Below are 22,992 nucleotides of genomic sequence, written 5' to 3'. Positions count from 1 at the left end.
GGCCAACCGACAGGCAGACGCGCAATGACCACGCTTCGCACACTTCGGATCGACGGCCGCGACCTCGAGGTCGATCCGAACCTGACCTTGATCCAGGCCTGCGAGCAGGCCGGGATCGAGATCCCGCGCTTTTGCTATCACGAACGCCTGTCGATCGCCGGCAACTGCCGCATGTGCCTTGTCGAAGTGGTTGGGGGGCCGCCCAAGCCGACCGCTTCCTGCGCGATGCAGGTCAAGGACCTGCGCCCGGGCAAGGACGGCGCCTCGCCCGAGGTGCTGACCAACAGCCCCATGGTGCGCAAGGCCCGCGAAGGGGTGATGGAGTTCCTGCTGATCAACCACCCGCTGGACTGCCCGATCTGCGATCAGGGCGGCGAGTGCGACCTGCAGGACCAGGCGATGGCCTATGGCGTCGATTTCAGCCGCTACCGCGAGCCCAAGCGCGCGGCAGAGGAACTGAACCTCGGGCCGCTGGTCGAGACGCACATGACCCGGTGCATCAGCTGCACCCGCTGCGTGCGCTTTACCACCGAGGTCGCGGGCATCACCCAGATGGGCCAGACCGGCCGCGGCGAGGACAGCGAGATCACCAGCTATCTCAACGAGACGCTGAACTCGAACCTGCAGGGCAACATCATCGACCTGTGCCCGGTCGGCGCGCTGGTGTCCAAGCCCTATGCCTTTACCGCCCGCCCGTGGGAGCTGACCAAGACCGAATCGATCGACGTCATGGATGCGCTGGGCAGCAACATCCGCATTGACAGCAAGGGCCGCGAAGTCATGCGTATCCTGCCGCGCAACAATGACGGCGTGAACGAGGAATGGCTGGCGGACAAGTCGCGCTTTATCTGGGACGGTTTGCGCCGCCAGCGGCTCGACAAGCCCTATATCCGCGAGAACGGGCGCCTGCGCCCGGCCAGTTGGCCTGAAGCGCTGGCTGCGGCCGCTGCCGCCATGAAGGGCCGCAAGGTCGCGGGGCTCGTCGGCGATCTGGCCCCGGTCGAGGCCGCCTTCGCGCTGAAGAACCTGATCGAGGGCCTGGGCGGGTCGGTCGAATGCCGCATCGACGGCGCCGCCCTGCAGGCCGGCGACCGGGCCGGCTATGCCGGGACTGCCACCATTGCCGACATCGACCAAGCCGAGATGATCCAGCTGATCGGTACCAACCCGCGTGTCGAGGCGCCGGTGCTGAACGCCCGCATCCGCAAGGCCTGGCTGCGCGGCGCGCAGATCGGGCTTATCGGTGAGGCGGCCGACCTGACCTATGACTACGCCCACGTCGGCACCGACCGCGCCGCGCTGGAAAGCCTGTCTGGGCGCGAGATCAGCGCCGAGACGCGCGAGCGTCCGACGCTGGTGATCCTGGGGGCCGGTGCATTGACTGGCAGCGACGGCGCCGCGGTGCTGGGCCATGCGGTGCGACTGGCGGAAAATACCCTCTCGAAGCTGCTGGTGCTGCACACAGCCGCCAGCCGCGTGGGCGCGATGGATATCGGCGCTGTGACCGAGGGCGGGGTGGAAGCCGCGCTGGAGGGCGCCGAGGTGATCTATTCGCTTGGCGCCGACGAGGCCGACATTCCGGCCGGACGTTTCGTGATCTACCAGGGCAGCCATGGCGATCGGGGCGCGCATCACGCGGATGTGGTGCTGCCGGCGGCCTGCTATACCGAGCAGTCGGGCCTTTTCGTCAACACCGAGGGCCGGCCGCAACTGGCGCTGCGGGCCAATTTTCCGCCGGGCGAGGCCAAGGAGGACTGGGCCATCCTTCGCGCCCTGTCAGCCGAAGTCGGCGCGGTTCAACCATGGGACTCGCTGGCTCAACTGCGGCGCGTGCTGATTGCGGCGCATCCGCATCTGGGCCAGCTGGATCAGGTGCCGCAGAACGAGGCGCAGCCGGTGCCGCTAGGCACGCTGGGCAGCGGACCCTTCGTCAGTCCGGTCCAGGATTACTACCTGACCAACCCCATTGCCCGCGCCTCGCCTGTGATGGCCGAGCTTGCGGCCATGGCGGCGGCGCGGCACCTCCCCCCGCTCGCGGCCGAGTAGGCTGCAGGTCAGGGGCGGGGGATGCAGAGTCGGCTGACAGGGCGAACCGCGCTGCTGACCCTGTGCCTTGGGACGATGACGCTCGCCGCTTGCGGCGAGGGGTCCAAGGGCGCCAGCGATGGCCGTCCCCGGCTCAAGCCCGATGCGTTGGAGACGGCGGTCGCCGGCCCCGACGGCCGTCCGCAAAAGGCGCGGGTGGCGACCCGCAAGGGCGAAATCCTCATCATGGGCATCGAGGGCAAGGTGGTGGCCGTCCCACTGGGCAGCCGGGAGGGCCAGCGGGCGCTCGGCGTCAGCGAGGCGCAGCTGGCCAAGGTCGCGCCGCCCGCGGCTGACACGCAAGCCGCCGACCTCCCCGACCTGAGTGCACAAGAGATTCTCGAGGCGGATTTCCAGTCCCAGCGCGCCCCGGCGTTGCCACAGGCCGAGCCCGGCGCCGCCCCGCCGCCACCGGGAACCTTCCTCGGCGCGAGCGTCGCCGAACTGCGCCCCGGCGATACCCCGCAGATCGCCGGCAAGGCCCGCAAGAAACAGCCAACGCCCGCGCGCGACCGTCTGCGGCTGGTCGAGGTGACCGCCGACCTCAAGCGAGGGGTGGACGCCGATACGGCCTTCGCCTATGCGACTTGCGCGCTTGCCGGTTGGGCCGCGCGGAACGGGACGCCCTTTGCCCGTCACGTCCGCACCCTTCAGCAAGACGCGGACGGACGCCTGCGCGTGGCCTCGGTGTTTGCAGTCTCGGCGGTAGAGCCGATGGGCTTGCGCGTGGTCGAGGCACGCACGACGCTGGCCGAATGCGAGACGCGCGGAATCCCCGCGGCATGAGAGGTTAGGGACATATGGCAGGCTTTCTGGCATCCCCGCTTGGCACCTTTGTGCTGATGCTGGCTCAGGGGCTGGGAATCATCGCCTTCGTGATGATCTCGCTGCTTTTCCTGGTTTATGGCGACCGCAAGATCTGGGCCGCCGTGCAGATGCGCCGCGGCCCGAACGTGGTCGGGCCCTGGGGCCTGCTGCAGTCGGTCGCCGACGCGCTGAAGTATGTCGTCAAGGAAATCGTCGTGCCGGCGGGCGCCGACAAGTTCGTCTATTTCCTGGCACCGTTCCTGTCGATGATGCTGGCGCTGCTGGCCTGGGTGGCGATTCCGTTTGCGCCCGGCTGGGTCATGGCCAACATCAACGTCGGCATCCTGTTCATCTTCGCCGTCTCCTCGCTCGAGGTGTATGGCGTGATCATGGGTGGCTGGGCCTCGAACTCGAAATACCCGTTTCTCGGCAGCCTGCGCTCGGCCGCGCAGATGATCTCCTACGAGGTCTCGCTCGGCCTCATCATCATCGGCATCATCATCTCGACCGGCTCGATGAACCTGACCGCGATCGTCGAGGCACAGCGCGGCGGGGCAGGGCTCTTTAACTGGTACTGGCTGCCGCACCTGCCGATGCTGGCGCTCTTCTTCATCAGCGCCCTGGCCGAGACGAACCGTCCCCCCTTCGACCTGGTCGAGGCCGAGAGCGAACTGGTCGCCGGCTTCATGGTCGAGTATTCATCGACCCTGTACCTGCTGTTCATGGCGGGCGAATACATCGCCATCTTCCTGATGTGCGCCCTGATTTCGCTGCTGTTCTTCGGCGGCTGGCTGTCGCCGATCCCCGGCCTTCCCGATGGCGCGCTGTGGATGGTGGCCAAGATGTGGGTCTGGTTCTTCATGTTCGCGATGGTGAAAGCCATCGTCCCGCGCTACCGCTATGACCAGTTGATGCGCATCGGCTGGAAGGTGTTCCTGCCGCTGTCGCTGGCCTGGGTGGTGATTGTCGCCTTCCTGGCGCGGTTCCAGGTACTGGATGGTGCCTGGGCGCGCTGGGACAACCTGGCGCAGATCGGCACCGTTGTAACCGGAGGTTAGGATCATGGCTGCACATTCCATTGCCCACGCCCTCAGCGCGGCAGGCGAGACCGAAAAGGCCGAGTTCGCGCACTACCTGTCGCGCGAGCTGCAGGAATTCGGGCTGTCCGCCGACGACGCGACCGTCCGTCAGGTGGTTGCGGCGCTCGACCGCTTTGCCCGCCCAGAGCATGGCCGCGGGGATCTTGGCTGATGACCGCCCTCTGGCATAGCGCCGGCCGGGCCGCGCTGACGCTTTCGCTGCTGGCTGCGGCCGGACCGGCGCTGGCCGAGGGCGCACCCGATCTGGAGTGCGCGCGCTATGCCGATGAGTTTGTGCGCCTGGCGCCCGGTCTCGATGCCCAGACCGGGGTCGCGGACGGGGCGGCGCTGATGGCCTCGGGCGATCGTTGGCCGCTGGTCACCACCGGCTTTGCCTACGCGGCCGAACGCATCGAAAAGCACGACCACCCCGCCAAATGGGGCCCGCTGCTGATCGCCGCGGACGGGCTGATGGGTTGTTTTCGCGACGATCCGGCCGAGGTGGGGGGCGAGATGGCAAAAGTGCAGGCGGATTTCGAGGCGGTCTATCCGCCCGCCCGCCGCAAGGCGTTGCTGGCGCAGGCAAAGGGCTGAGGAGCTTACCCGATGGCTATAGATTACGCGCGGGCGACCAAATATTTCCTCCTGTGGGATTTCATCAAGGGCTTTGGCCTCGGGCTGAAGTATTTCGTCGCGCCCAAGGCCACGCTGAACTACCCGCATGAAAAGGGTCCCCTGTCGCCCCGTTTTCGCGGCGAGCACGCACTGCGCCGCTATCCCAGCGGCGAGGAGCGCTGCATCGCTTGCAAGCTGTGCGAGGCGATCTGCCCGGCGCAGGCGATCACCATCGACGCCGAGCCGCGCGAGGACGGCAGCCGCCGCACCACGCGCTATGACATCGACATGACCAAGTGCATCTATTGCGGGTTTTGCCAGGAGGCCTGCCCGGTCGACGCCATCGTCGAGGGTCCGAACTTCGAATTCGCCACCGAAAGCCGCGAAGAGCTGTTCTACGACAAGCAGAAACTGCTGCTGAACGGCGATATCTGGGAGGCCGAGATCGCCCGCAACCTCGCCATGGACGCGCCCTACCGATGAGCAACGATGCGTTCACCAAGCTTTTCCAGCAGATGGCCGAGTCGGGTCATCAGATGGCGCGTGCCTTCAATCCGGCGCTGGAAACCTGGGATCCCAAGGCTTTTGAAAAGCTGATCCCGACCATGCCCGCCGAGATGATCGAGCTTTGGTGGGGCAAGACCCTTAACCGGGACGGGCTGGATGCCAAGACCCGGCTGATCGTCACCCTGTCGGGCCTGATCATCCAAGGCGCCCAGGCCGAGCCGCAGGTGCGGTTGGTGATCCGCCACCTGCTCGCCGCCGGTGCCTCGCGCCGCGAGGTGGCAGAGGTCATCTACCAGTGCGCCATGTTCGCCGGCGTTCCGGCGATGCAAAAGGGTCTGGAACTGGCCCAAGCGGTCTATGCCGAGGAGGACAAGGCATGATGGCATTCGCGTTCTGGCTGTTCGCGCTGTCAGCCTGCGTCGGCGGCTTCATGGTCGTGATCTCGCGCAACCCGGTCCATTCGGTGCTTTGGCTGATCCTTGCTTTCCTGTCGGCCTCCGGCCTCTTTGTCCTGCAAGGGGCCGAGTTCGTCGCCATGCTGCTGATCATCGTCTATGTCGGCGCGGTGGCGGTGCTGTTCCTGTTCGTCGTGATGATGCTGGACGTCGATTTCGCCGAACTGCGGGGCGAGTTTGCGCGCTATCTGCCGCTCGGGCTGTTGATGGGCCTCGTGATCCTCGCGCAGCTGGCGGTCGCCTTTGGCGCCTGGCAGTCGGCCGAGACCGCCGAGGCGATGCGCGGCGTCCCGATCGTCGCGAGCACGCTGAACACCCATGCGCTGGGGCTGGTCCTCTATGACCGCTACCTGCTGGTGTTCCAGACCGCAGGCCTGATCCTGCTGGTCGCGATGATCGGTGCCATCCTGCTGACCCTGCGCCACCGCAAGGACGTCAAGCGCCAGGATGTGTTGCAACAGATGTGGCGCGACCCGGCCAAGGCCATGCGGATGACCGATCCCAAGCCAGGGCAGGGACTGTGATGTCGGCTGCGATCATGGCACCAGCCGCCCGTCGGGCAACCGCCCGCGCGCAAGGCGGGGCGTTACCGGATAGCTGCTACCGCCGAACGACGTGAACTGAAATCGACGCCCGGCCAGGGCGCCGCCAAAGACGACCGGCAACGGACCGGAGGGACGACGCGCGATGACCATCAGCCTGACCCATTACCTCATCGTCGGGGCGATCCTGTTCGTCACCGGAATCTTCGGCATCTTCGTCAACCGCAAGAACGTCATCGTCATCCTCATGTCGATCGAGTTGATGCTGCTGGCGGTGAACATCAACTTCGTCGCCTTCTCGACCCATCTGGGCGATCTGGCGGGGCAGGTGTTCACCATGTTCATCCTGACCGTCGCCGCCGCCGAGGCGGCCATAGGCCTCGCCATCCTCGTGGTGTTCTTCCGCAACCGCGGCACCATCGAGGTCGAGGATGCCAACGTGATGAAGGGCTGAGGTCATGGAAAAATTCATCCTCCTCGCGCCGTTCGTCGCGGCCCTGATCTCAGGCTTTGGCTGGCGCGTGATCGGTGAGAAGGCGGCGCAGGTGCTGACCACCGCGGTGCTGTTCGCCTGCGCCGCGATGGCTTGGTACGTGTTCCTCAGCTTTGATGGCGTGACCCGGCACATCCCGATGTTCGACTGGATCGCCTCGGGCGATTTCGTCTCGGAATGGTCGATCCGCGTGGACCGCCTGACGGTCATCATGCTGATTGTCGTGACCACGGTCAGCGCGCTCGTTCACCTCTATTCGATGGGCTACATGGCCCATGACGACAACTGGACCGAGGGCGAGCACTACAAGGCCCGCTTCTTCGCCTATCTGTCCTTCTTCACCTTCGCCATGCTGATGCTGGTGACGGCCGACAACCTGCTGCAGCTGTTCTTTGGCTGGGAAGGGGTGGGCGTCGCCTCGTACCTGCTGATCGGCTTTTACTATCGCAAGCCCTCGGCCAACGCGGCCGCCATCAAGGCCTTCGTGGTCAACCGGGTCGGTGACTTCGGCTTTCTGCTGGGGATCTTTGGCATATACTGGCTGACCGGCACCGTCCGCTTTGACGAGATCTTCGCGCAGGTACCGCAGATCGCCGATACGCAGCTGCATTTCCTGTGGCGCGACTGGAACGCGGCGAATCTGCTCGGGGTGCTTCTGTTCATCGGCGCAATGGGCAAATCGGCCCAACTGGGGCTGCACACTTGGTTGCCCGACGCGATGGAAGGTCCAACGCCCGTCTCGGCCCTGATCCATGCCGCGACCATGGTGACGGCGGGCGTGTTCCTCGTCTGCCGCATGTCGCCGCTTTACGAATTCGCGCCCGAGGCCAAGCAGTTCGTGCTGATCATCGGCGCCTCGACCGCGTTCTTTGCGGCGACCGTCGGCCTCGTCCAGAACGACATCAAGCGCGTGATTGCCTATTCGACCTGCTCGCAGCTCGGCTACATGTTCGTGGCTGCCGGCGCGGGCGTCTATTCGGCGGCGATGTTCCACCTGCTGACCCACGCCTTCTTCAAGGCGCTGCTGTTTCTTGGCGCCGGCTCGGTCATCCATGCCATGCACCACGAGCAGGACATGCGGAACTATGGCGGGCTGCGGCACAAGATCCCGGTGACCTTCTGGGCGATGCTGATCGGCACGCTCGCGATCACCGGCGTCGGCATCCCGCTGACAACCATAGGCTTTGCCGGCTTCCTGTCCAAGGACGCGATCATCGAGAGCGCCTTTGCCTCGGGGTCGGCATATGCCTTCTGGCTGCTGGTCATCTCGGCGCTGTTCACCAGCTTCTATTCCTGGCGCCTGATGTTCCTGACCTTCTTTGGCGCGCGTCGCCCGCAGCGGGTCTGGGACGCCGGGATCAAAACCGAGGAAGAGGTCCAGCCCTCCAGCACCGGCCATGCGACGCATGCCGAGCATGACGATCACGGCGGCCTGCATGCCTACGATCATGCGCATGAGAGCCCGGCTGTGATGACCGTCCCGCTGATCGCGCTGTCGATCGGTGCGATCCTGGCGGGGATGGTCTGGTACGGTCCGTTCTTTGGCAGCCATGAAAAGGTGGCAGCCTATTTCAACATGCCCCATGCCGAAGCATCGGCGGAGCACACAGCGCCCGCCGCCGAGGTCACGGCCGCACCCGCCGAGCAGCCGGCCGCGGCCGATAGCGCCGTCGCGGCAACCACCGAGACCGCTGCCGCTGGCCCCGCCGCGCAGCCCGCTGCCTCCGAGCCAGCCGCCACAGAGGCGGTTGAGCCCACCCCCGAGGTCGGTGCCGTCACCGTCAACACCCACGTCCCCGCGCCGGTGGGCGGCGCGATCTACATGCACCCTGACAGCCATGTGCTGGACGAGGCGCATCACAGCCCGGCCTGGGTCAAGGTCTCGCCCTTCATCGCCATGCTGATCGGCCTGGTTCTGGCATGGGTGATGTATATCCGCGATCCCGCAGCCCCCGGGCGCGTCGCGGGCACTGTCCGCCCGCTCTACCAATTCCTGTTGAACAAGTGGTACTTCGACGAACTCTACAACGCGGTGTTCGTGCGCACGGCGGCCTGGCTGGGTGGCAGCCTGTGGCGCGGCGGCGATGGCCGTGTGATCGACGGCGCGATCAATGGTGTGGCGATGGGATTGGTCCCGCGGCTGACCCGCGGCGCGCAGCGGTTGCAGTCCGGCTATATCTTCCACTATGGCCTCGCCATGGTTCTGGGCCTCGTCGCCCTGCTTCTCTGGGTGACGATGCGAGGCGCGCAGTAAGATGACGAACCTTCTGTCCATCATCACCTTCCTGCCGATCGTGGCGGCGCTGATCCTTGCCGTCTTCCTGCGCGGCGACGAAGAGGGCGCCGGTCGCAACGCGAAATGGCTGGCGCTGATCGCGACCACTGCGACCTTCCTCGTCTCGCTGGTGGTGCTGCTGGGGTTCGATCCGGCCAACACCGCCTTTCAGTTCGTCGAGGATAGGCCATGGATCTATGGCCTGCGCTACAAGATGGGCGTAGACGGCATCTCGATCCTGTTCGTGATGCTGACCACGCTGCTGATGCCGTTGGTGATCCTGTCGGCCTGGCAGGTGCAGACCCGCGTCAAGGATTACATGATCGCCTTCCTGGTGCTGGAGGGGCTGATGATCGGCGTGTTCACCGCGCTAGATCTGGTGCTGTTCTACCTGTTCTTCGAGGCCGGGCTGATCCCGATGTTCCTGATCATCGGCATCTGGGGCGGGGCCAACCGGATCTACGCGGCGTTCAAGTTCTTTCTCTATACCTTCCTCGGCTCGGTGCTGATGCTGGTGGCAATGGTCGCGATGTTCCGCATGGCGGGCACGACTGACATCCCGACGCTGCTCGGCTTCGATTTCCCGTCCGAGCCGCTGCACGCCTTGGGCTGGACCATCCTCGGCGGCACCCAGACCCTGCTGTTCCTGGCGTTCTTTGCCAGCTTTGCGGTCAAGATGCCGATGTGGCCGGTCCATACCTGGCTGCCCGATGCGCACGTTCAGGCGCCGACCGCAGGCTCGGTCGTGCTGGCTGCGGTCCTGCTGAAGATGGGCGGCTACGGCTTTTTGCGCTTCAGCCTGCCGATGTTCCCGGACGCCTCGGCCATCTTTCAGCCGATCGTGCTGTGGATGAGCGCGATTGCCATCGTCTACACCTCGCTGGTGGCGCTGGTGCAGACCGACATGAAAAAGCTGATCGCCTATTCGTCGGTCGCGCACATGGGCTACGTCACCATGGGCATCTTCACCTTCAATCAGCAGGGCGTCGACGGGGCCGTGTTCCAGATGCTCTCGCACGGGTTCGTGTCGGCGGCGCTGTTCCTGATCGTGGGCGTGATCTACGACCGGATGCACACGCGCGAGATTTCGGCCTATGGCGGGCTTGCGAACCGGATGCCGATCTACGCGCTGGTGTTCATGTTCTTCACCATGGCCAACGTCGGCCTGCCGGGCACCTCCGGCTTTGTGGGCGAGTTCCTGACCCTGCTCGGCACCTTCCGCGTCAACACCTGGGTGGCGTTGGTCGCGACCAGCGGCGTGATCTTGTCGGCTGGCTATGCATTGTGGCTGTATCGGCGGGTCACCCTCGGCGCGCTGGTCAAGGAGGGGCTGCGCACCATCATGGACATGGACAGGCGCGAGCAGTTCCTGTTCATTCCGCTGATCGCCCTGACCCTGTTGCTGGGCTTTTATCCGCGCGTGATCACCAACATCACCGGCCCGTCGGTCGCTGCCATGCTGGCCGACGTTCATGCCGGCCAGCCGGCCGAAGCTGCCGTAGGCACCACCACCGCACCCGAGGCCGCCGCGGCCCCGGCCACGCATTGAAAGGGGCGGTGAGATGACTGCGCTCGATCTAGCCACCATCCTGCCCGAGGCCGCCCTCGCAGGCTTCGCCCTGCTGGCGCTGATGTTCGGTGCCTTTGGCGGCAAGGACGCGGTGGCCCCGGCAGTGCTGTGGATCACTACCGCCGCGCTGATTGCCGCCGCGGTCATCACCGCCAGCCGCGTGCCGCATGACCCCGCCTTCCACGGCATGTTCGTCGATGACGGCTTTGCCCGCTTTGCCAAGGTCGTGGTGCTGCTGTCTGCCGCGGCCGTCCTGGCGATGAGCGCGAATTACCTGGTCCGCTACGGCCTGATGCGGTTCGAGTTTCCGATCCTCGTGACGCTGGCAGTCATCGGCATGATGCTGATGATCTCGGCCGGGGACCTGCTGACGCTCTACATGGGGCTCGAGCTGCAATCGCTGTCGCTCTACGTCCTGGCTGCCATGCGCCGCGACAGCGAGCGCTCGTCCGAGGCGGGCCTGAAATACTTTGTCCTCGGCGCTCTCAGCTCTGGCTTGGTGCTGTATGGTGCCTCGCTGGTCTACGGCTTTGCCGGCACGACCCAGTTCGCCGGCATCATGCAGGTCGTCCAGCATGGCAGCATGCCGGTTGGTCTGTTGTTCGGCCTGGTGTTCCTGATCTCGGGCCTCGCATTCAAGGTCTCGGCCGCGCCGTTCCACATGTGGACGCCCGATGTCTACGAGGGCGCGCCGACCCCGGTGACTGCGCTTTTCGCCACCGCGCCCAAGGTTGCCGCCATGGCGCTGATCGCCCGGCTGCTGTTCGGCGCCTTTGGCGCCGTGCCGGCGGACTGGGGCCAGATCGTCGCGATGCTCGCCGTGCTGTCGATGTTCCTGGGCAGCTTTGCCGGCATCGGCCAGCGTGACCTGAAGCGGCTGATGGCCTATTCCTCGATCGCCCATATGGGCTTTGCCATGATTGGACTCGCCGCCGGCACCGCCGATGGCGTGCAGTCCATGCTGCTTTACATGGCGATCTATGCAGCGATGAACGTCGGCACGTTCGCCTTCATCCTCTCGCTCGAGCGGGACGGCCGGCCGGTTACCGACATCGCCAGCCTGAATCTCTTTGCGCGGGACGAGCCTTTCCAGGCGCTGGCGGTGCTGGTACTGATGTTCAGCATGGCTGGCGTGCCGCCGATGCTGGGTTTTTTCGCGAAGTTTGGCGTGCTCAGCGCGGCGCTGCAGGCCGGCATGGGCTGGCTGGCGGTGCTGGGCGTGATCGCCTCGGTCATCGGCGCGTATTATTACCTGCGCATCGTCTACTACATGTACTTCGGCTCGGAAAACGACCCGGCGACCACCCGCATGGGCACCTGGCAGGCCCTGCTGCTGGGCGCGAGCGCGGCGGTGATCCTGTTCGGCGCGGTCTCGCTGTTCGGCGTCGACCGGGCGGCTGCGCGGGCCGCGGATTCGCTGGTCACTTTTGCGCCTCCGCCTGCGCTGTCGATCGACCCGGTGGCCATCGGCCTCGCCCCCGTTGACTGACCCCGCGGCAGGGGTGGGCCTTGCGCCCTGGCCCGAGGGCACCGGCCGGCACGTCCTGGCCGAGGTCGACAGCACCAATGCCGAGGCGCTGCGCCTCGCCGCCCGGCTCACCGGCCCGGCTTGGGTCCTGGCCCGCCGCCAGACAGCAGGTCGCGGTCGCCGCGGCCGGGCATGGGCCGACCCCGAGGGAAACTTTGCCGCCAGCCTGCTGCTGCGCCCCGGTGGCGGGCCGGCCGAGGCGGCGCGCTATTCCTTTGTCGCCGCGCTCGCCCTGCATGATGCGCTGTCGCAGGCGGCCGGTCCCATGGCGCGATTGTCGGTCAAATGGCCCAATGACGTTCTGCTGAACGGGGGCAAGCTGGCCGGCATCCTGCTGGAAAGTGCCGGCGCTGGGCCAGTCACGCTGGTCATCGGCATCGGCGTCAACCTGCTGGAGGCCCCGCCCGCGACCACGTTGGAGGACGGCGCCCTGCCGCCCGTCAGCCTCGCCGGCGAGACCGGTCAACGCTTGAGTCCTGAGGAGTTTCTGGACCTTCTGGCGCCCGCCTTTGCCCGCCGCGCTGCCGATCTGCAGGCCCACGGCTTTGCCCCGATTCGCGCCGCATGGCTGGCCCGGGCGGCCCGGCTGGGCGAGGCGATCACCGCGCGCACAGGCGCCGTGACGCGCACTGGCCGCTTTGACGGGATAGACGACAGCGGGGCATTGATCCTGACCACTGCCGCGGGCCGCGAGGCGATTCCCGCGGCCGACATCTATTTCGGGGGCTGACGCCATGCTGCTGTGCATCGACACCGGCAACACCAATACCGTGTTCTCGATCTGGGACGGCGCAAGGTTCAGGGCGCATTGGCGCATCGCGACCGATCACCGGCGCACTGCGGATGAATATTTCGTCTGGCTGCAGTCGCTGATCTCGATCCAGAAGTTCGACCTGAACATTGACGCCTGCATCATCAGCGCCACTGCGCCACGCGTGGTCTTCAACCTGCGTGTGCTCTGCAACCGCTACTTCGACACCCGACCGCTGGTGGTAGGCAAGCCCGACTGCCTGCTGCCGCACGAGCCGCGGGTCGAGCCCGGGGTGATCGTCGGTCCGGACCGGATCGTCAACACCACCGCCGCCTTCGACCGCCATGGCGGCAACCTGATCGTCGTCGATTTCGGCACCGCAACCACCTTCGACGTGGCCGATGATGACGGCGCCTATGTCGGCGGGGTAATCGCCCCCGGCGTCAACCTGTCGCTCGAGGCGCTGCACATGGGCGCGGCCTCGCTGCCGCATGTCGACGTCACCATGCCGCCGAAGGTCATCGGCACCAACACCGTCAACTGCATCCAGTCCGGCATCTTCTGGGGTTACATCGGCCTCGTCAGCGGCGTGGTCGACAAGATTCGCGACGAACGGGGCCGCGAGATGAAGGTTATCGCGACGGGCGGCCTTGCGCCGCTGTTCGATCAGGGCTTTGACCAGTTCGACGCGATCGAGGACGACCTGACCATGCATGGTCTGCGCCTCATCCATGATTTCAATAAGGAAAATTCTGATGGCTGACCGCCTCATTTATCTGCCGCTCGGCGGCGCCGGCGAGATCGGCATGAACGCCTATGTCTACGGCTATGGCCAGCCAGGGCGCGAACGGCTGATCCTGGTCGATCTGGGGGTAACCTTCGGCGACATGGACAGCTCGCCCGGGATCGACCTCATCATGCCGGACCTGCGCTGGCTGGAGGCGAACCGCGACCGGCTGGAGGCCGTGTTCATCACCCACGGCCACGAGGATCATGTCGGCGCGCTGGGCCTGATGTGGAACCGCCTCAAGGTGCCGGTCTATTGCCGCAAGTTCACCGGGGCCCTGGCCCGCTTGAAGATGGAGGAACATGGCCAGCCGCTGGACCAGCTCAAGATCGTCACGGCGCGCCCGGCGGTGATCGAGGCAGGGCCGTTCCGGGTCCAATTCGTGCCCGTCAGCCACTCGATCCCGGAAAGCGCCGCGCTGGTCATCGACAGCCCGGCCGGCCGGATCGTCCATTCGGGCGACTTCAAGCTGGACGGGACCCCGATCGTCGGCGAGGCCTTCGATCCGATCCTGTGGCACGACATCGCGCGCGAGGGACGGGGCATCAAGGTTCTGACCTGCGATTCGACCAACGTCTTCTCGCCCAATCCGGGCCGGTCCGAGGCAGTTCTGGCGAACCCGCTGCTGGATTTCGTGATGGCGCAAAAACAGATGGTGGTCGCGACCACCTTTGCCAGCAACGTCGCCCGCCTGAAAACCTTGGCCGATGCCGGTGTCGCCGCGGGGCGGCAGGTCTGCCTGCTGGGCCGGGCGATGCGCCGCATGATCACGGCGGCGGTCGAGACCGGGATTCTGACCAACTTCCCCAACACCATCTCGCCCGAGCAGGCGGCGAACCTGCCGCGAGGCCAGGTGATGCTGATCGTCACCGGCAGTCAGGGCGAGCGGCGCGCCGCCTCCGCGCAACTGGCGCGCGGCCGTTATCTGGGGCTTGAACTGAAGGAAGGCGACAGCTTCCTCTTCAGCAGCCGCACGATTCCCGGGAACGAGCGCCCGGTCATCCGCATCATGAACGGGCTGTCGGAAAAAGGCGTGAACCTGTTTGATGCCGAGGACGGTACCTTCCATGTCTCGGGCCACGCCAACCGGCCCGACCTCGAGGCGGTGCATGACCTGCTGAAGCCGCAGATCCTGATTCCCATGCATGGCGAGCACATGCATCTGCGCGAGCACATGATGCTGGGCCGCGCCAAGGGCATACAGTCGATGGTCGTGACCAACGGCACCATGGTCGACCTGACCGGCGACGCGCCGAGAGTTGTGGATCAGGTAGATACCGGGCGCGTTTATCTGGACGGAACGGTGCTGATCGGCGCGATGGACGGCGTGGTGCGCGACCGCATCCGCATGGCACTGAACGGTCATGCGATGGTCAACGTCATCATTGACGAGGACGAGCGCCCGCTGCCCGACGCCTGGGTCGAGACCATGGGCCTGCCGGCGCAGGGCCGCACCCGCGCGCCGCTGGACCAGCAGATCGAGGCCGAACTGGCCGAGTTCCTCGAGCGCGCCGACCCGCGCACCATCGCCGACGACGCGAAACTGGAAGAGGCGATTCGCAAGATCACCCGCCAGGTGACCATGGAAGAGATCGGCAAGAAGCCCGAGGTCACGGTCGTCATCTCTCGCCTCGCCGCCGAATAGGGCGGGGCCGGGGCCTTGCGGGATTTTTGGGTCAGGCGCGGCCGCCGCGCTTGACCCCCCGGCCCGATCACGGCATCGGGCGGGGCATGAGCGATCCGTCCGACACACCGCCCGAGCCGCGCCGCAACTTCTATGGCCGCCGTCACGGCAAGACCCTGCGCCCATCGCAGCGGGGCTATCTGGCCGAGGACCTCGGCAATCTGCGCCCGCACGGCATCACCGCCGCTGAGAACCCGGAGCGCGCGCCGATCGATCCGGTCGCCCTCTTTGGCGATGACCGCCAGATCTGGTTGGAGGTCGGCTTTGGCGGTGGCGAGCACATGGTCGCCATGGCGGCCCGCTATCCCGAAATCGGCATCATCGGCTGCGAGCCGTTCATCAATGGCGTGGCCATGCTGCTGGGCAAGATTCGCGCGGCCGGGGTCCAGAATGTCTCGGTTCATCCGGGCGATGCGCGCGATCTGATGGACGTGCTGCCGGACGCCTCGATCGCGCGGGCCTTTCTGAATTACCCCGATCCCTGGCCCAAGGCGCGCCACCACCGCCGGCGCTTCGTGACCGCAGATCACCTGCGCCCGCTGTTCCGCGTGATGCAGCCGGGGGCCGAGTTCCGGGTCGCGACCGACATTCCGGATTATGTGCGCCAGACCGTGGAGGAGGGGCCGCAGGCCGGCTTTGTTCTGGTCGATGAGGGACCGCAGCCCTGGGATGACTGGCCCTCGACCCGCTACGAGCAAAAGGCGCTGCGCGAGGGGCGACCGCCCCATTACGTGACCTTCCGCCGCTAGCGCGCGATGGGCGACGAGATTGCCCGTGGCAGCCGTGCCGCCGCCGCGCTATCAACCCGCTACCGCCCGTGAGGAGCAGTCCGATGCATGACGCCGCCCCCCAGCCCCTGACCGCGCACCGCAGCGGCCCGTTGAATGGCGAGGCGCAGGTGCCGGGCGACAAGTCCGTGAGCCACCGCGCCCTGATCCTGGGCGCGCTTTCGGTCGGCCGGACCGAGGTGATGGGGCTGCTGGAAGGGCAGGACGTGCTGGATACCGCCGCGGCGATGCGTGCGTTCGGCGCCACCGTGACCCGGCTGGCCGAGGGGCATTGGGCGATAGATGGCGTCGGCGTTGGCGGCTTTGCCGAGCCCGCGGGCGTGATCGACTGTGGCAACTCCGGCACTGGCGTGCGGCTGATCATGGGGGCCATGGCCACGACGCCGATCAGCGCGACCTTCACCGGCGATGCCTCGTTGTCGGCGCGGCCGATGGGGCGGGTGACCGACCCGCTGCAACTCTTCGGGGCTGAAGTCACGGCCCGCGATGGCGTGCGCCTGCCGCTGACGCTGCGTGGCGCGGGCGACCCCGTGCCAGTCACCTACCGCACCCCCGTCGCCAGCGCGCAGATCAAGTCGGCGGTGCTGCTGGCTGGCCTCAATGCACCCGGCCAGACCGTGGTGATCGAGGCGGTCCCGACCCGCGATCACACTGAACGCATGCTCCGTGGCTTCGGGGCGGAAATCACCAGCGAGGCGGGGCCCGATGGCGTGACCATAACCCTGACGGGCCGGCCGGAACTGCGGCCGCAGCGCGTGGCGGTGCCCCGCGATCCGTCCTCGGCCGCCTTTCCGGCTGCTGCCGCGCTGCTGGTCCCGGGATCGGAGATCCGCATCCCCGGGGTCAGCCGCAACCCGACCCGGGACGGCTTTTACACCACCCTGACCGAGATGGGCGCCGACCTGACCTTCGAGAATGATCGCGAGGAGGGGGGCGAGCCGGTGGCCGACCTGACCCTGCGCGCATCGCGCCTGCGCGGGGTTACCGTCCCGGCTGCCCGCGCCGCCAGCATGATCGACGAATATCCCATCCTCGCTGCGCTCGCCGCGACAGCCGTGGGCAGCACCCACATGCCCGGCATCCACGAGTTGCGCGTCAAGGAAAGTGACCGGATCGACGCCATGGCCCGCGGGCTGGAGGCCTGCGGCGTACGAATCGAGGAAACACCGGACAGCCTGACTGTCCACGGCATGGCCGCCGTGCCGGGCGGGGCGACTGTCGCCTCCCGCCTCGACCATCGCATCGCCATGAGCTTCCTGATCCTCGGCCTCGCATCCGAGGCGCCGATCACCGTCGACGACGCCGGCCCGATCGCCACCAGCTTTCCCGATTTCCTGCCGCTGATGCGCGGCCTCGGGGCGCAGATCACGCCATGAAGATCGCCAGCTTCAACATCAACGGCGTGCGCGCCCGCACCCACGCCCTCGACGCATGGCTGGAAGACGCGCAGCCCGACGTGGCTGTCCTGCAGGAGATCAAGACGCAGGACGAGGGTTTTCCCACCGCCTTTTACGAAGACAAGGGATGGCATGTCGCGGTCCATGGCCAGAAGGGATTCAACGGCGTTGCCATGCTCTCGCGCCTGCCGATCGAGGACCTGTCGCTGGGCCTGCCAGGCGATGACACCGACGAGCAAGCCCGTCTGATCGAGGCGACCGTCGTCGGAAAGACCGCGGTCCATGTCTGTGGCATTTATCTGCCGAACGGCAATCCGGCGCCGGGTCCGAAATACGACTACAAGCTAGCCTGGATGGAGCGTCTGCGCCTGCACGCCGCGGCCATGCTCGCCTATGAGGTGCCGACTGTCCTGCTGGGCGATTTCAACGTCATCCCAGAGCCGCGCGATGCCGCCAAGCCAGAGAACTGGGTCGATGACGCGCTGTTCCTGCCGCAGACGCGCGCCGCATTCCGCCGGATCGTCAACCAGGGCTGGACCGACGCTATCCGTATTCGCGATCCCCATGCAACGCGGGGACCATTTACCTTCTGGGATTACCAGCGCCTCAGCTGGGAGCGTGACAACGGTATCCGCATCGATCACCTGCTGCTTTCCGCACATGCCGCCGATCTGATGGTCGATGCGGGCATCGACCGCGCCGTGCGCGGCGGTGAAAAGCCGTCCGACCACGTCCCGGTCTGGGTCGAACTGGACGCCTGACCGGCGCATTACTGCCTCAAGATTGTCGCAAACGGACGCTGGATGTTCGCGCCGCAGGCAGGCCCCCCGCCAAGCGGCAATCTACGCCTTGGACAGCGCATGTCTGCGCGCCGACAGCGCCGAAAGTCAGTTGCAACACGCGCCGCAACCCGCCTAGGCTAAGGTCAACAAGCAAACAGAAACGACCACGACCGGGAGAGAACCTGTTGACAGACCCGACCAGGGAACGCGGCTTTGTCGTTTTCGACCATGTCCAGAAAAGCTATGATGGTCAGACGCTCGTCGTCAAAGACCTGAACCTCGACATCGCCAAGGGTGAGTTCCTGACGATGCTGGGGCCGTCGGGTTCGGGAAAGACCACCTGCCTGATGATGTTGGCGGGGTTCGAGACAGCGACCCAGGGCGAGATCCGGCTCGATGGCCGGCCGATCAATCAGGTGCCGCCCCACAAGCGCGGCATCGGCATGGTGTTCCAGAGCTATGCCCTGTTCCCGCACATGACGGTTGGCGAGAACCTCGCCTTCCCGCTGGAAGTGCGCGGCATGAGCAAGGCGGACCGCGAGCAGCGCATCATTCGCGCCCTCGATATGGTCCAGATGGGCAAGTTCGCGAACCGTCGCCCGTCGCAACTGTCCGGCGGCCAGCAGCAGCGTATCGCTTTGGCCCGGGCGCTGGTCTTTGACCCCAAGCTGGTCCTGATGGACGAGCCGCTGGGTGCCCTCGACAAGCAGCTGCGCGAGCATATGCAGTTCGAGATCAAGCACCTGCACGAACGGCTTGGGATCACCGTGGTCTATGTGACGCATGACCAGGGCGAGGCGCTGACCATGTCCGACCGGATCGCAGTGTTCAACGACGGTCGCATCCAGCAGTTGGCGCCCCCCTCGGCCCTCTACGAGCGGCCGGAGAACAGCTTCGTCGCCGGTTTCATCGGCGAGAACAACGTCCTGCCCGGCACGCTCGAGCGGCTGGACGGCGAGGCAGCGGTGGTGCGGCTTGCCGACGGCTCGGTGATCGACGCAACCGCCGTCAACGTTCGCGAGGCGGGTCAGCGCACCAACGTCTCGGTCCGGCCCGAGCGGGTCGAGTTCAAGGGCGAGTTGATGGCGCCCGGCGGCCACACCATCGAGGCCGAGGTGCTGGAGGTGATCTACATGGGGGATATCCTGCGCACCCGGATGCGGGTCGCCGGCAGCGATAACTTCGTGATGAAATGCCGCAACACCATGGACCAGGTGCGCCTGACCCCCGGTCAGAAGCTGCGCATCGGCTGGCACAAGCAGGACGCGCGCGCGCTGGATCCCGTCTAGGCGTCGGCCTGCAGGCCGCGTCCCCGTTACGTTGTTCCCTTCCACAGGAGACTGCCAATGCTTAAAACCCTGCTTGCGACGACTATCCTGACCGCCCTCGCCGCCGGCGGGGCCTCGGCCCAGGGCAAGACCTTGAACGTCCTCGATTGGGGCGGGGCCTACGGCGAATCGCACAAGATCGCCTACAACCAGCCCTTTACCGAAAAGACCGGGATCACCGTCTCGGTGGCTGATGCCGACAACCCGGCGACCCCGATCAAGGCCATGGTCGAGGCCGGGAACGTGACCGCCGATGTCGCCTCTGTCGAATATGCCGACGCGGTGCGTCTGTGCGACGAGGGCGCGCTGGAGACGATCGACCCCGCGATCCTGACCGCCGCCGACGGCGTCGCCGCCAAGGACGACTTCATCGAGGGCGCGCTGACCGAATGCTTCGTCGCGACCGACGTCTATTCGATGATCTTGGCCTTCGACGATTCCAAGTTTCCGGATGCCAAGCCCGCGGGTCCCGCCGATTTCTTCGACCTGGCGAAATTCCCGGGCAAGCGCACCATGCGCAAGGGCCCCAAGTTCAACCTCGAACTGGCCCTGCTGGCTGATGGCGTACCTGCGGCCGAGGTTTACCAGATGCTGGACACGCCTGAAGGCGTCGAGCGCGCGTTCAAGAAGCTCGATACCATCAAGAAGGACGTCATCTGGTGGGAGGCAGGCGCCCAGCCGCCGCAGCTGCTCGCCGATGGCGAGGTGACGATGGCCTATGCCTTCAACGGACGGATCTTCGATGCCGCCATGCAGCAGAACAAGCCGTTCGAGATCATCTGGGACGGCCAGATCTACGAGATGGAAGGCTGGGTGATGCCCAAGGGCGCGCCGAACAAGCAGGCGGCCCTGGACTACATCGCGTTCAGCACCGAACCCGCGCAACTCGCCAAGGCCGCCGAGCAGATCAGCTATGGCCCGCCGCGTAAATCGGCCTCGGCGCTGGTCGGAAATGTCGCCGGCAAGGACGTCCCGATGGGGCCGCACCTGCCGACCTCGCCCGAGAACCTCGCCAAGGGCATGGCCTCGAACCTGGACTTCTGGGTCGATCATGATGGCGAGCTGACCGAGCGTTTCAACAGCTGGCTGGCCGGCTGATCGCGCTGCCTTTCTTTCGGGGGCGCGGCGCGCCTGCGCCCCCACGACGACCCGCCAGAAAAAGGCGACCCGCAAAACTGGGGAGGATACGCGGATGAATAAACGAAAGATCGGGCCCGGCGCACTTGGCCTTGCGGCGCTCATGGCTGCCGCGGCCGCGCCGGCCATGGCGGCGGGCACGCTGAACGTGACGACCTATGGCGGCGCCTTCGCCGCGGCCGTGGCCGAGGCCTATGTCAAGCCATTCCAGGCGGATAGCGGCATCACCGTCCAGATGATCGATGATGCCGATCCACCTGCCAAGCTGAAGGCCGAAGTCGAGGCAAAGAACGTCTCCGGCGACGTGTTCGAGGTTGAGCATTCCGACGTGCTGCGTCTGTGCGACGAGGGGCTGGTCGAGCCGATCGATCCAGCGATCCTCAAGCCCACGGCCGATGGCACCCCGGCGGCTGACGATTACCTGCCCGATGCGCTGACCGAATGCGGCACGGCGATCATGGTCTGGTCGTCTGTCATCGCCTACGACACCAGCGCCTTCCCGAACGGTGAGCCCAAGACCGTGGCGGATTTCTTTGACACCGCGAAGTTCCCCGGCAAGCGCGGCCTCATCAAGCGTCCCAAGTATTCGCTGGAACTGGCCCTGCTCGGCGACGGCGTGCCCGCCGACCAGGTCTACGAGACGCTGGCGACCCCGGAGGGCGTCGATCGGGCGTTCAAGAAACTCGATAGCATCAAGAAGGATGTCGTCTGGTGGGAGGCCGGCGCCCAGGCGCCGCAGCTGCTGGCGGACAAGGAGGTGACGATCACGCTGGCCTATAACGGCCGCATTTTCGACGCCATCATGGAGGAGGGAAAGCCGTTCGGCTTTATCTGGGACGGCGTGAACCTCGACATGGACTACTGGGTGGTGCCCAAGGGTGCGCCGAACAAGGACGCGGCGATGCAATTCATTGCCTATGCCTCGGACCCCGCGCGCCAGCCGGACCTGTCAAAATACATCGCCTATGGCCCGCCGCGCAAATCTGCGGCCGAGAACATCGGCATGTACAAGGACGGTAAGACCGAGATGGCCCCCTACCTGCCGACCACCCCGGCCAATTCGGCCAGTGCTCTGGTCAACGACGCCGAGTTCTGGGCCGACCACGACGGCGAGCTGACCGAGCGGTTCAACGCCTGGCTCGCCGGCTAGAGCGTGCCCGCCCCGTGCGGTCGCGCATGGCCTGACGACACCGGAAACCCCGCGCCAAGACGGGACCGGCGCATCTCTCACCCAACGGGAATGAAACGCATGAAAAAGCTGCTCTTCATCACCACCCTGATCGGCTGCACCGCCGGATCGGCCTTTGCCCAGCAGGCCAAGTCGATCAACGTCGAATCCTGGTGTGGCGCCTATTCCAAGTCCGAGGTCGAGGCCTACAACAAGCCGTTCACGGAAAAGACCGGCATCGTCGTCAACATGATCGACTCGGACGATCCGCAAACGCCGCTGACTGCCCAGGTGCGGGCAAAGAACGTCAGCAGCGACGTGTTCGACATCGAGGTCGCGCCCGCCATTCGCCTTTGCGACGAGGGCGCGCTGGTCGAAATCAATCCCGATGACCTGCCGCCTGCGCCGGACGGGACCCCGGCCCGTGATGACTTCCTGCCAGACACGCTGCACGACTGCGCGGTGCCGAACATCCTCTGGGGCACGGTCATTGCCTATGACAAGACCAAGTTCCCCGAGAACCCGCCGACCAAGGCCGCGGATTTCTTTGACACTGAAAAGTTCCCCGGCAAGCGCGGCCTGCCCAAGAACCCCAAGCGCACCCTCTATCTGGCGCTGATTGCCGACGGCGTGCCCGCCGACAAGATCTTCGAGACGCTGGACACCCCCGAGGGCGTCGACCAGGCGTTCAAGAAGCTTGATACCATCAAGAAGGATGTCGTGTGGTGGGAGGCAGGCGCCCAGCCCATGCAGCTGCTGGCGGATGGCGAAGTGTCGATGACCACCGCCTATAACGGGCGCGTTTTCGACGCCATGGTCGCCGAGAAAAAGCCGTTCGAAGTGATCTGGGACGGCCAGTACATGGACATGAACATGTTCGTGATTCCCAAGGACGCGCCGAACCCCGAACTGGCGATGGAATACGTCAAGTTCGCGACCGCGACCGAGCAGCTGGCCAATCAGGCCAAGTGGATCAGCTACGGTCCCGCACGCAAATCCTCGGCCCCGCTGATCGGCAAATACAGTGACGGTGTGACTGATATGGCGCCGCATATGCCGACTGCGCCCGAGCACCTCGAGACGGCTGTGTTCGACGACCCCGAGTTCTGGGCCGACCACGATGCCGAACTGACCGAGCGTTTCAACGCTTGGCTAGCGGGCTGAGCTGACGCACTGCCGGCCGCGGCCCCGCGGGGTCGCGGCCGGTCCCCTGA

22 protein-coding genes are annotated in these 22,992 nt (G+C 66.0%); all 22 read left to right on the top strand.

The features are described 5' to 3' along the window. The first annotated feature begins 24 nt into the window (after nucleotides 1–24). Nucleotides 25–2,046 (top strand): NADH-quinone oxidoreductase subunit NuoG, encoded by a 2,022-nt coding sequence (gene nuoG / locus DRW48_RS15440; RefSeq protein WP_114077175.1) that lies wholly within the window; start codon nucleotides 25–27, stop codon nucleotides 2,044–2,046. Between the two features lie 21 nt (nucleotides 2,047–2,067). Further along, nucleotides 2,068–2,871 carry a hypothetical protein gene (locus DRW48_RS15435; RefSeq protein WP_162784799.1) on the top strand — a complete coding sequence of 268 codons (804 nt, stop codon included), beginning with the start codon at nucleotides 2,068–2,070 and terminating at the stop codon, nucleotides 2,869–2,871. A 14-nt stretch (nucleotides 2,872–2,885) separates the two neighbouring features. Beyond that, entirely contained in the window at nucleotides 2,886–3,950 is a 1,065-nt protein-coding gene (gene nuoH, locus DRW48_RS15430) for an NADH-quinone oxidoreductase subunit NuoH (protein ID WP_114077173.1), read from the top strand. A 4-nt stretch (nucleotides 3,951–3,954) separates the two neighbouring features. Next, nucleotides 3,955–4,143 carry a hypothetical protein gene (locus tag DRW48_RS15425; protein ID WP_114077172.1) on the top strand — a complete coding sequence of 63 codons (189 nt, stop codon included), beginning with the start codon at nucleotides 3,955–3,957 and terminating at the stop codon, nucleotides 4,141–4,143. Then, complete coding sequence (locus DRW48_RS15420) at nucleotides 4,143–4,565, top strand: hypothetical protein (protein WP_114077171.1); 423 nt, start codon at nucleotides 4,143–4,145, stop codon at nucleotides 4,563–4,565. The genes DRW48_RS15425 and DRW48_RS15420 overlap by 1 nt, the downstream gene beginning before the upstream one ends. A 12-nt stretch (nucleotides 4,566–4,577) precedes the next feature. Continuing rightward, on the top strand, nucleotides 4,578–5,069 hold the full coding sequence (gene nuoI, locus DRW48_RS15415) for an NADH-quinone oxidoreductase subunit NuoI (RefSeq protein ID WP_114077170.1): 492 nt from the start codon (nucleotides 4,578–4,580) through the stop codon (nucleotides 5,067–5,069). Beyond that, entirely contained in the window at nucleotides 5,066–5,473 is a 408-nt protein-coding gene (locus tag DRW48_RS15410) for a carboxymuconolactone decarboxylase family protein (RefSeq protein WP_114077169.1), read from the top strand. Before nuoI ends, DRW48_RS15410 begins: the two co-directional genes overlap by 4 nt. Then, nucleotides 5,470–6,072, top strand: coding sequence for an NADH-quinone oxidoreductase subunit J (locus tag DRW48_RS15405; RefSeq protein ID WP_114077168.1), 603 nt, complete (start codon nucleotides 5,470–5,472; stop codon nucleotides 6,070–6,072). Before DRW48_RS15410 ends, DRW48_RS15405 begins: the two co-directional genes overlap by 4 nt. A gap of 163 nt (nucleotides 6,073–6,235) precedes the next feature. Continuing rightward, nucleotides 6,236–6,544: an NADH-quinone oxidoreductase subunit NuoK gene (gene nuoK, locus DRW48_RS15400; RefSeq protein ID WP_114077167.1), complete on the top strand. Its 309-nt coding sequence runs from the start codon at nucleotides 6,236–6,238 to the stop codon at nucleotides 6,542–6,544. A 4-nt stretch (nucleotides 6,545–6,548) separates the two neighbouring features. Further along, nucleotides 6,549–8,837, top strand: a complete 2,289-nt coding sequence (gene nuoL / locus DRW48_RS15395; protein WP_114077166.1) for an NADH-quinone oxidoreductase subunit L — start codon at nucleotides 6,549–6,551, stop codon at nucleotides 8,835–8,837. A gap of 1 nt (nucleotide 8,838) precedes the next feature. Further along, on the top strand, nucleotides 8,839–10,407 hold the full coding sequence (locus tag DRW48_RS15390) for an NADH-quinone oxidoreductase subunit M (RefSeq protein ID WP_114077165.1): 1,569 nt from the start codon (nucleotides 8,839–8,841) through the stop codon (nucleotides 10,405–10,407). 13 nt (nucleotides 10,408–10,420) lie between these two features. Next, nucleotides 10,421–11,917 (top strand): NADH-quinone oxidoreductase subunit NuoN, encoded by a 1,497-nt coding sequence (nuoN, locus tag DRW48_RS15385; protein WP_114077164.1) that lies wholly within the window; start codon nucleotides 10,421–10,423, stop codon nucleotides 11,915–11,917. Next, complete coding sequence (locus DRW48_RS15380; RefSeq protein WP_241963301.1) at nucleotides 11,910–12,686, top strand: biotin--[acetyl-CoA-carboxylase] ligase; 777 nt, start codon at nucleotides 11,910–11,912, stop codon at nucleotides 12,684–12,686. Before nuoN ends, DRW48_RS15380 begins: the two co-directional genes overlap by 8 nt. 4 nt (nucleotides 12,687–12,690) lie before the next feature. After that, nucleotides 12,691–13,470 (top strand): type III pantothenate kinase, encoded by a 780-nt coding sequence (locus DRW48_RS15375; protein WP_114077162.1) that lies wholly within the window; start codon nucleotides 12,691–12,693, stop codon nucleotides 13,468–13,470. Continuing rightward, a complete protein-coding gene (locus DRW48_RS15370; protein ID WP_114077161.1) occupies nucleotides 13,463–15,139 on the top strand; it encodes a ribonuclease J in 1,677 nt (558 codons plus the stop codon). Before DRW48_RS15375 ends, DRW48_RS15370 begins: the two co-directional genes overlap by 8 nt. A gap of 86 nt (nucleotides 15,140–15,225) precedes the next feature. Continuing rightward, nucleotides 15,226–15,927 (top strand): tRNA (guanine(46)-N(7))-methyltransferase TrmB, encoded by a 702-nt coding sequence (gene trmB, locus DRW48_RS15365; protein WP_114077160.1) that lies wholly within the window; start codon nucleotides 15,226–15,228, stop codon nucleotides 15,925–15,927. An 83-nt stretch (nucleotides 15,928–16,010) separates the two neighbouring features. Beyond that, the gene (gene aroA, locus DRW48_RS15360; RefSeq protein WP_114077159.1) at nucleotides 16,011–17,342 is read left to right on the top strand and encodes a 3-phosphoshikimate 1-carboxyvinyltransferase; all 1,332 of its coding nucleotides are present in this window, start codon (nucleotides 16,011–16,013) and stop codon (nucleotides 17,340–17,342) included. Next, the gene (xth, locus tag DRW48_RS15355) at nucleotides 17,339–18,124 is read left to right on the top strand and encodes an exodeoxyribonuclease III (protein WP_114077158.1); all 786 of its coding nucleotides are present in this window, start codon (nucleotides 17,339–17,341) and stop codon (nucleotides 18,122–18,124) included. The genes aroA and xth overlap by 4 nt, the downstream gene beginning before the upstream one ends. Before the next feature lie 206 nt (nucleotides 18,125–18,330). After that, the gene (locus tag DRW48_RS15350) at nucleotides 18,331–19,434 is read left to right on the top strand and encodes an ABC transporter ATP-binding protein (protein ID WP_114077157.1); all 1,104 of its coding nucleotides are present in this window, start codon (nucleotides 18,331–18,333) and stop codon (nucleotides 19,432–19,434) included. 57 nt (nucleotides 19,435–19,491) lie between these two features. After that, complete coding sequence (locus DRW48_RS15345; RefSeq protein ID WP_114077156.1) at nucleotides 19,492–20,571, top strand: ABC transporter substrate-binding protein; 1,080 nt, start codon at nucleotides 19,492–19,494, stop codon at nucleotides 20,569–20,571. 94 nt (nucleotides 20,572–20,665) lie between these two features. Continuing rightward, a complete protein-coding gene (locus tag DRW48_RS15340) occupies nucleotides 20,666–21,760 on the top strand; it encodes an ABC transporter substrate-binding protein (protein ID WP_114077155.1) in 1,095 nt (364 codons plus the stop codon). Nucleotides 21,761–21,859: 99 nt separating this feature from the next. Then, nucleotides 21,860–22,942: an ABC transporter substrate-binding protein gene (locus tag DRW48_RS15335; RefSeq protein ID WP_114077154.1), complete on the top strand. Its 1,083-nt coding sequence runs from the start codon at nucleotides 21,860–21,862 to the stop codon at nucleotides 22,940–22,942. Nucleotides 22,943–22,992: the final 50 nt, after the last annotated feature.

It is taken from the genome of Paracoccus suum (assembly GCF_003324675.1).
Classification (GTDB): domain Bacteria; phylum Pseudomonadota; class Alphaproteobacteria; order Rhodobacterales; family Rhodobacteraceae; genus Paracoccus; species Paracoccus suum.
The sequence above is the reverse complement of the archived record's forward strand: the minus strand, read 5'-3'. Positions and strand labels throughout refer to the sequence as shown.

Excerpts from the sequence above, each read along its gene's own strand:
- nuoG (WP_114077175.1), top strand. The coding sequence starts at position 25 with ATGACCACGCTTCGCACACTTCGGATCGACGGCCGCGACCTCGAGGTC.
- DRW48_RS15435 (WP_162784799.1), top strand. The coding sequence starts at position 2,068 with ATGCAGAGTCGGCTGACAGGGCGAACCGCGCTGCTGACCCTGTGCCTT.
- nuoH (WP_114077173.1), top strand. The coding sequence starts at position 2,886 with ATGGCAGGCTTTCTGGCATCCCCGCTTGGCACCTTTGTGCTGATGCTG.
- DRW48_RS15425 (WP_114077172.1), top strand. The coding sequence starts at position 3,955 with ATGGCTGCACATTCCATTGCCCACGCCCTCAGCGCGGCAGGCGAGACC.
- DRW48_RS15420 (WP_114077171.1), top strand. The coding sequence starts at position 4,143 with ATGACCGCCCTCTGGCATAGCGCCGGCCGGGCCGCGCTGACGCTTTCG.
- nuoI (WP_114077170.1), top strand. The coding sequence starts at position 4,578 with ATGGCTATAGATTACGCGCGGGCGACCAAATATTTCCTCCTGTGGGAT.
- DRW48_RS15410 (WP_114077169.1), top strand. The coding sequence starts at position 5,066 with ATGAGCAACGATGCGTTCACCAAGCTTTTCCAGCAGATGGCCGAGTCG.
- DRW48_RS15405 (WP_114077168.1), top strand. The coding sequence starts at position 5,470 with ATGATGGCATTCGCGTTCTGGCTGTTCGCGCTGTCAGCCTGCGTCGGC.
- nuoK (WP_114077167.1), top strand. The coding sequence starts at position 6,236 with ATGACCATCAGCCTGACCCATTACCTCATCGTCGGGGCGATCCTGTTC.
- nuoL (WP_114077166.1), top strand. The coding sequence starts at position 6,549 with ATGGAAAAATTCATCCTCCTCGCGCCGTTCGTCGCGGCCCTGATCTCA.
- DRW48_RS15390 (WP_114077165.1), top strand. The coding sequence starts at position 8,839 with ATGACGAACCTTCTGTCCATCATCACCTTCCTGCCGATCGTGGCGGCG.
- nuoN (WP_114077164.1), top strand. The coding sequence starts at position 10,421 with ATGACTGCGCTCGATCTAGCCACCATCCTGCCCGAGGCCGCCCTCGCA.
- DRW48_RS15375 (WP_114077162.1), top strand. The coding sequence starts at position 12,691 with ATGCTGCTGTGCATCGACACCGGCAACACCAATACCGTGTTCTCGATC.
- DRW48_RS15370 (WP_114077161.1), top strand. The coding sequence starts at position 13,463 with ATGGCTGACCGCCTCATTTATCTGCCGCTCGGCGGCGCCGGCGAGATC.
- trmB (WP_114077160.1), top strand. The coding sequence starts at position 15,226 with ATGAGCGATCCGTCCGACACACCGCCCGAGCCGCGCCGCAACTTCTAT.
- aroA (WP_114077159.1), top strand. The coding sequence starts at position 16,011 with ATGCATGACGCCGCCCCCCAGCCCCTGACCGCGCACCGCAGCGGCCCG.
- xth (WP_114077158.1), top strand. The coding sequence starts at position 17,339 with ATGAAGATCGCCAGCTTCAACATCAACGGCGTGCGCGCCCGCACCCAC.
- DRW48_RS15345 (WP_114077156.1), top strand. The coding sequence starts at position 19,492 with ATGCTTAAAACCCTGCTTGCGACGACTATCCTGACCGCCCTCGCCGCC.
- DRW48_RS15340 (WP_114077155.1), top strand. The coding sequence starts at position 20,666 with ATGAATAAACGAAAGATCGGGCCCGGCGCACTTGGCCTTGCGGCGCTC.
- DRW48_RS15335 (WP_114077154.1), top strand. The coding sequence starts at position 21,860 with ATGAAAAAGCTGCTCTTCATCACCACCCTGATCGGCTGCACCGCCGGA.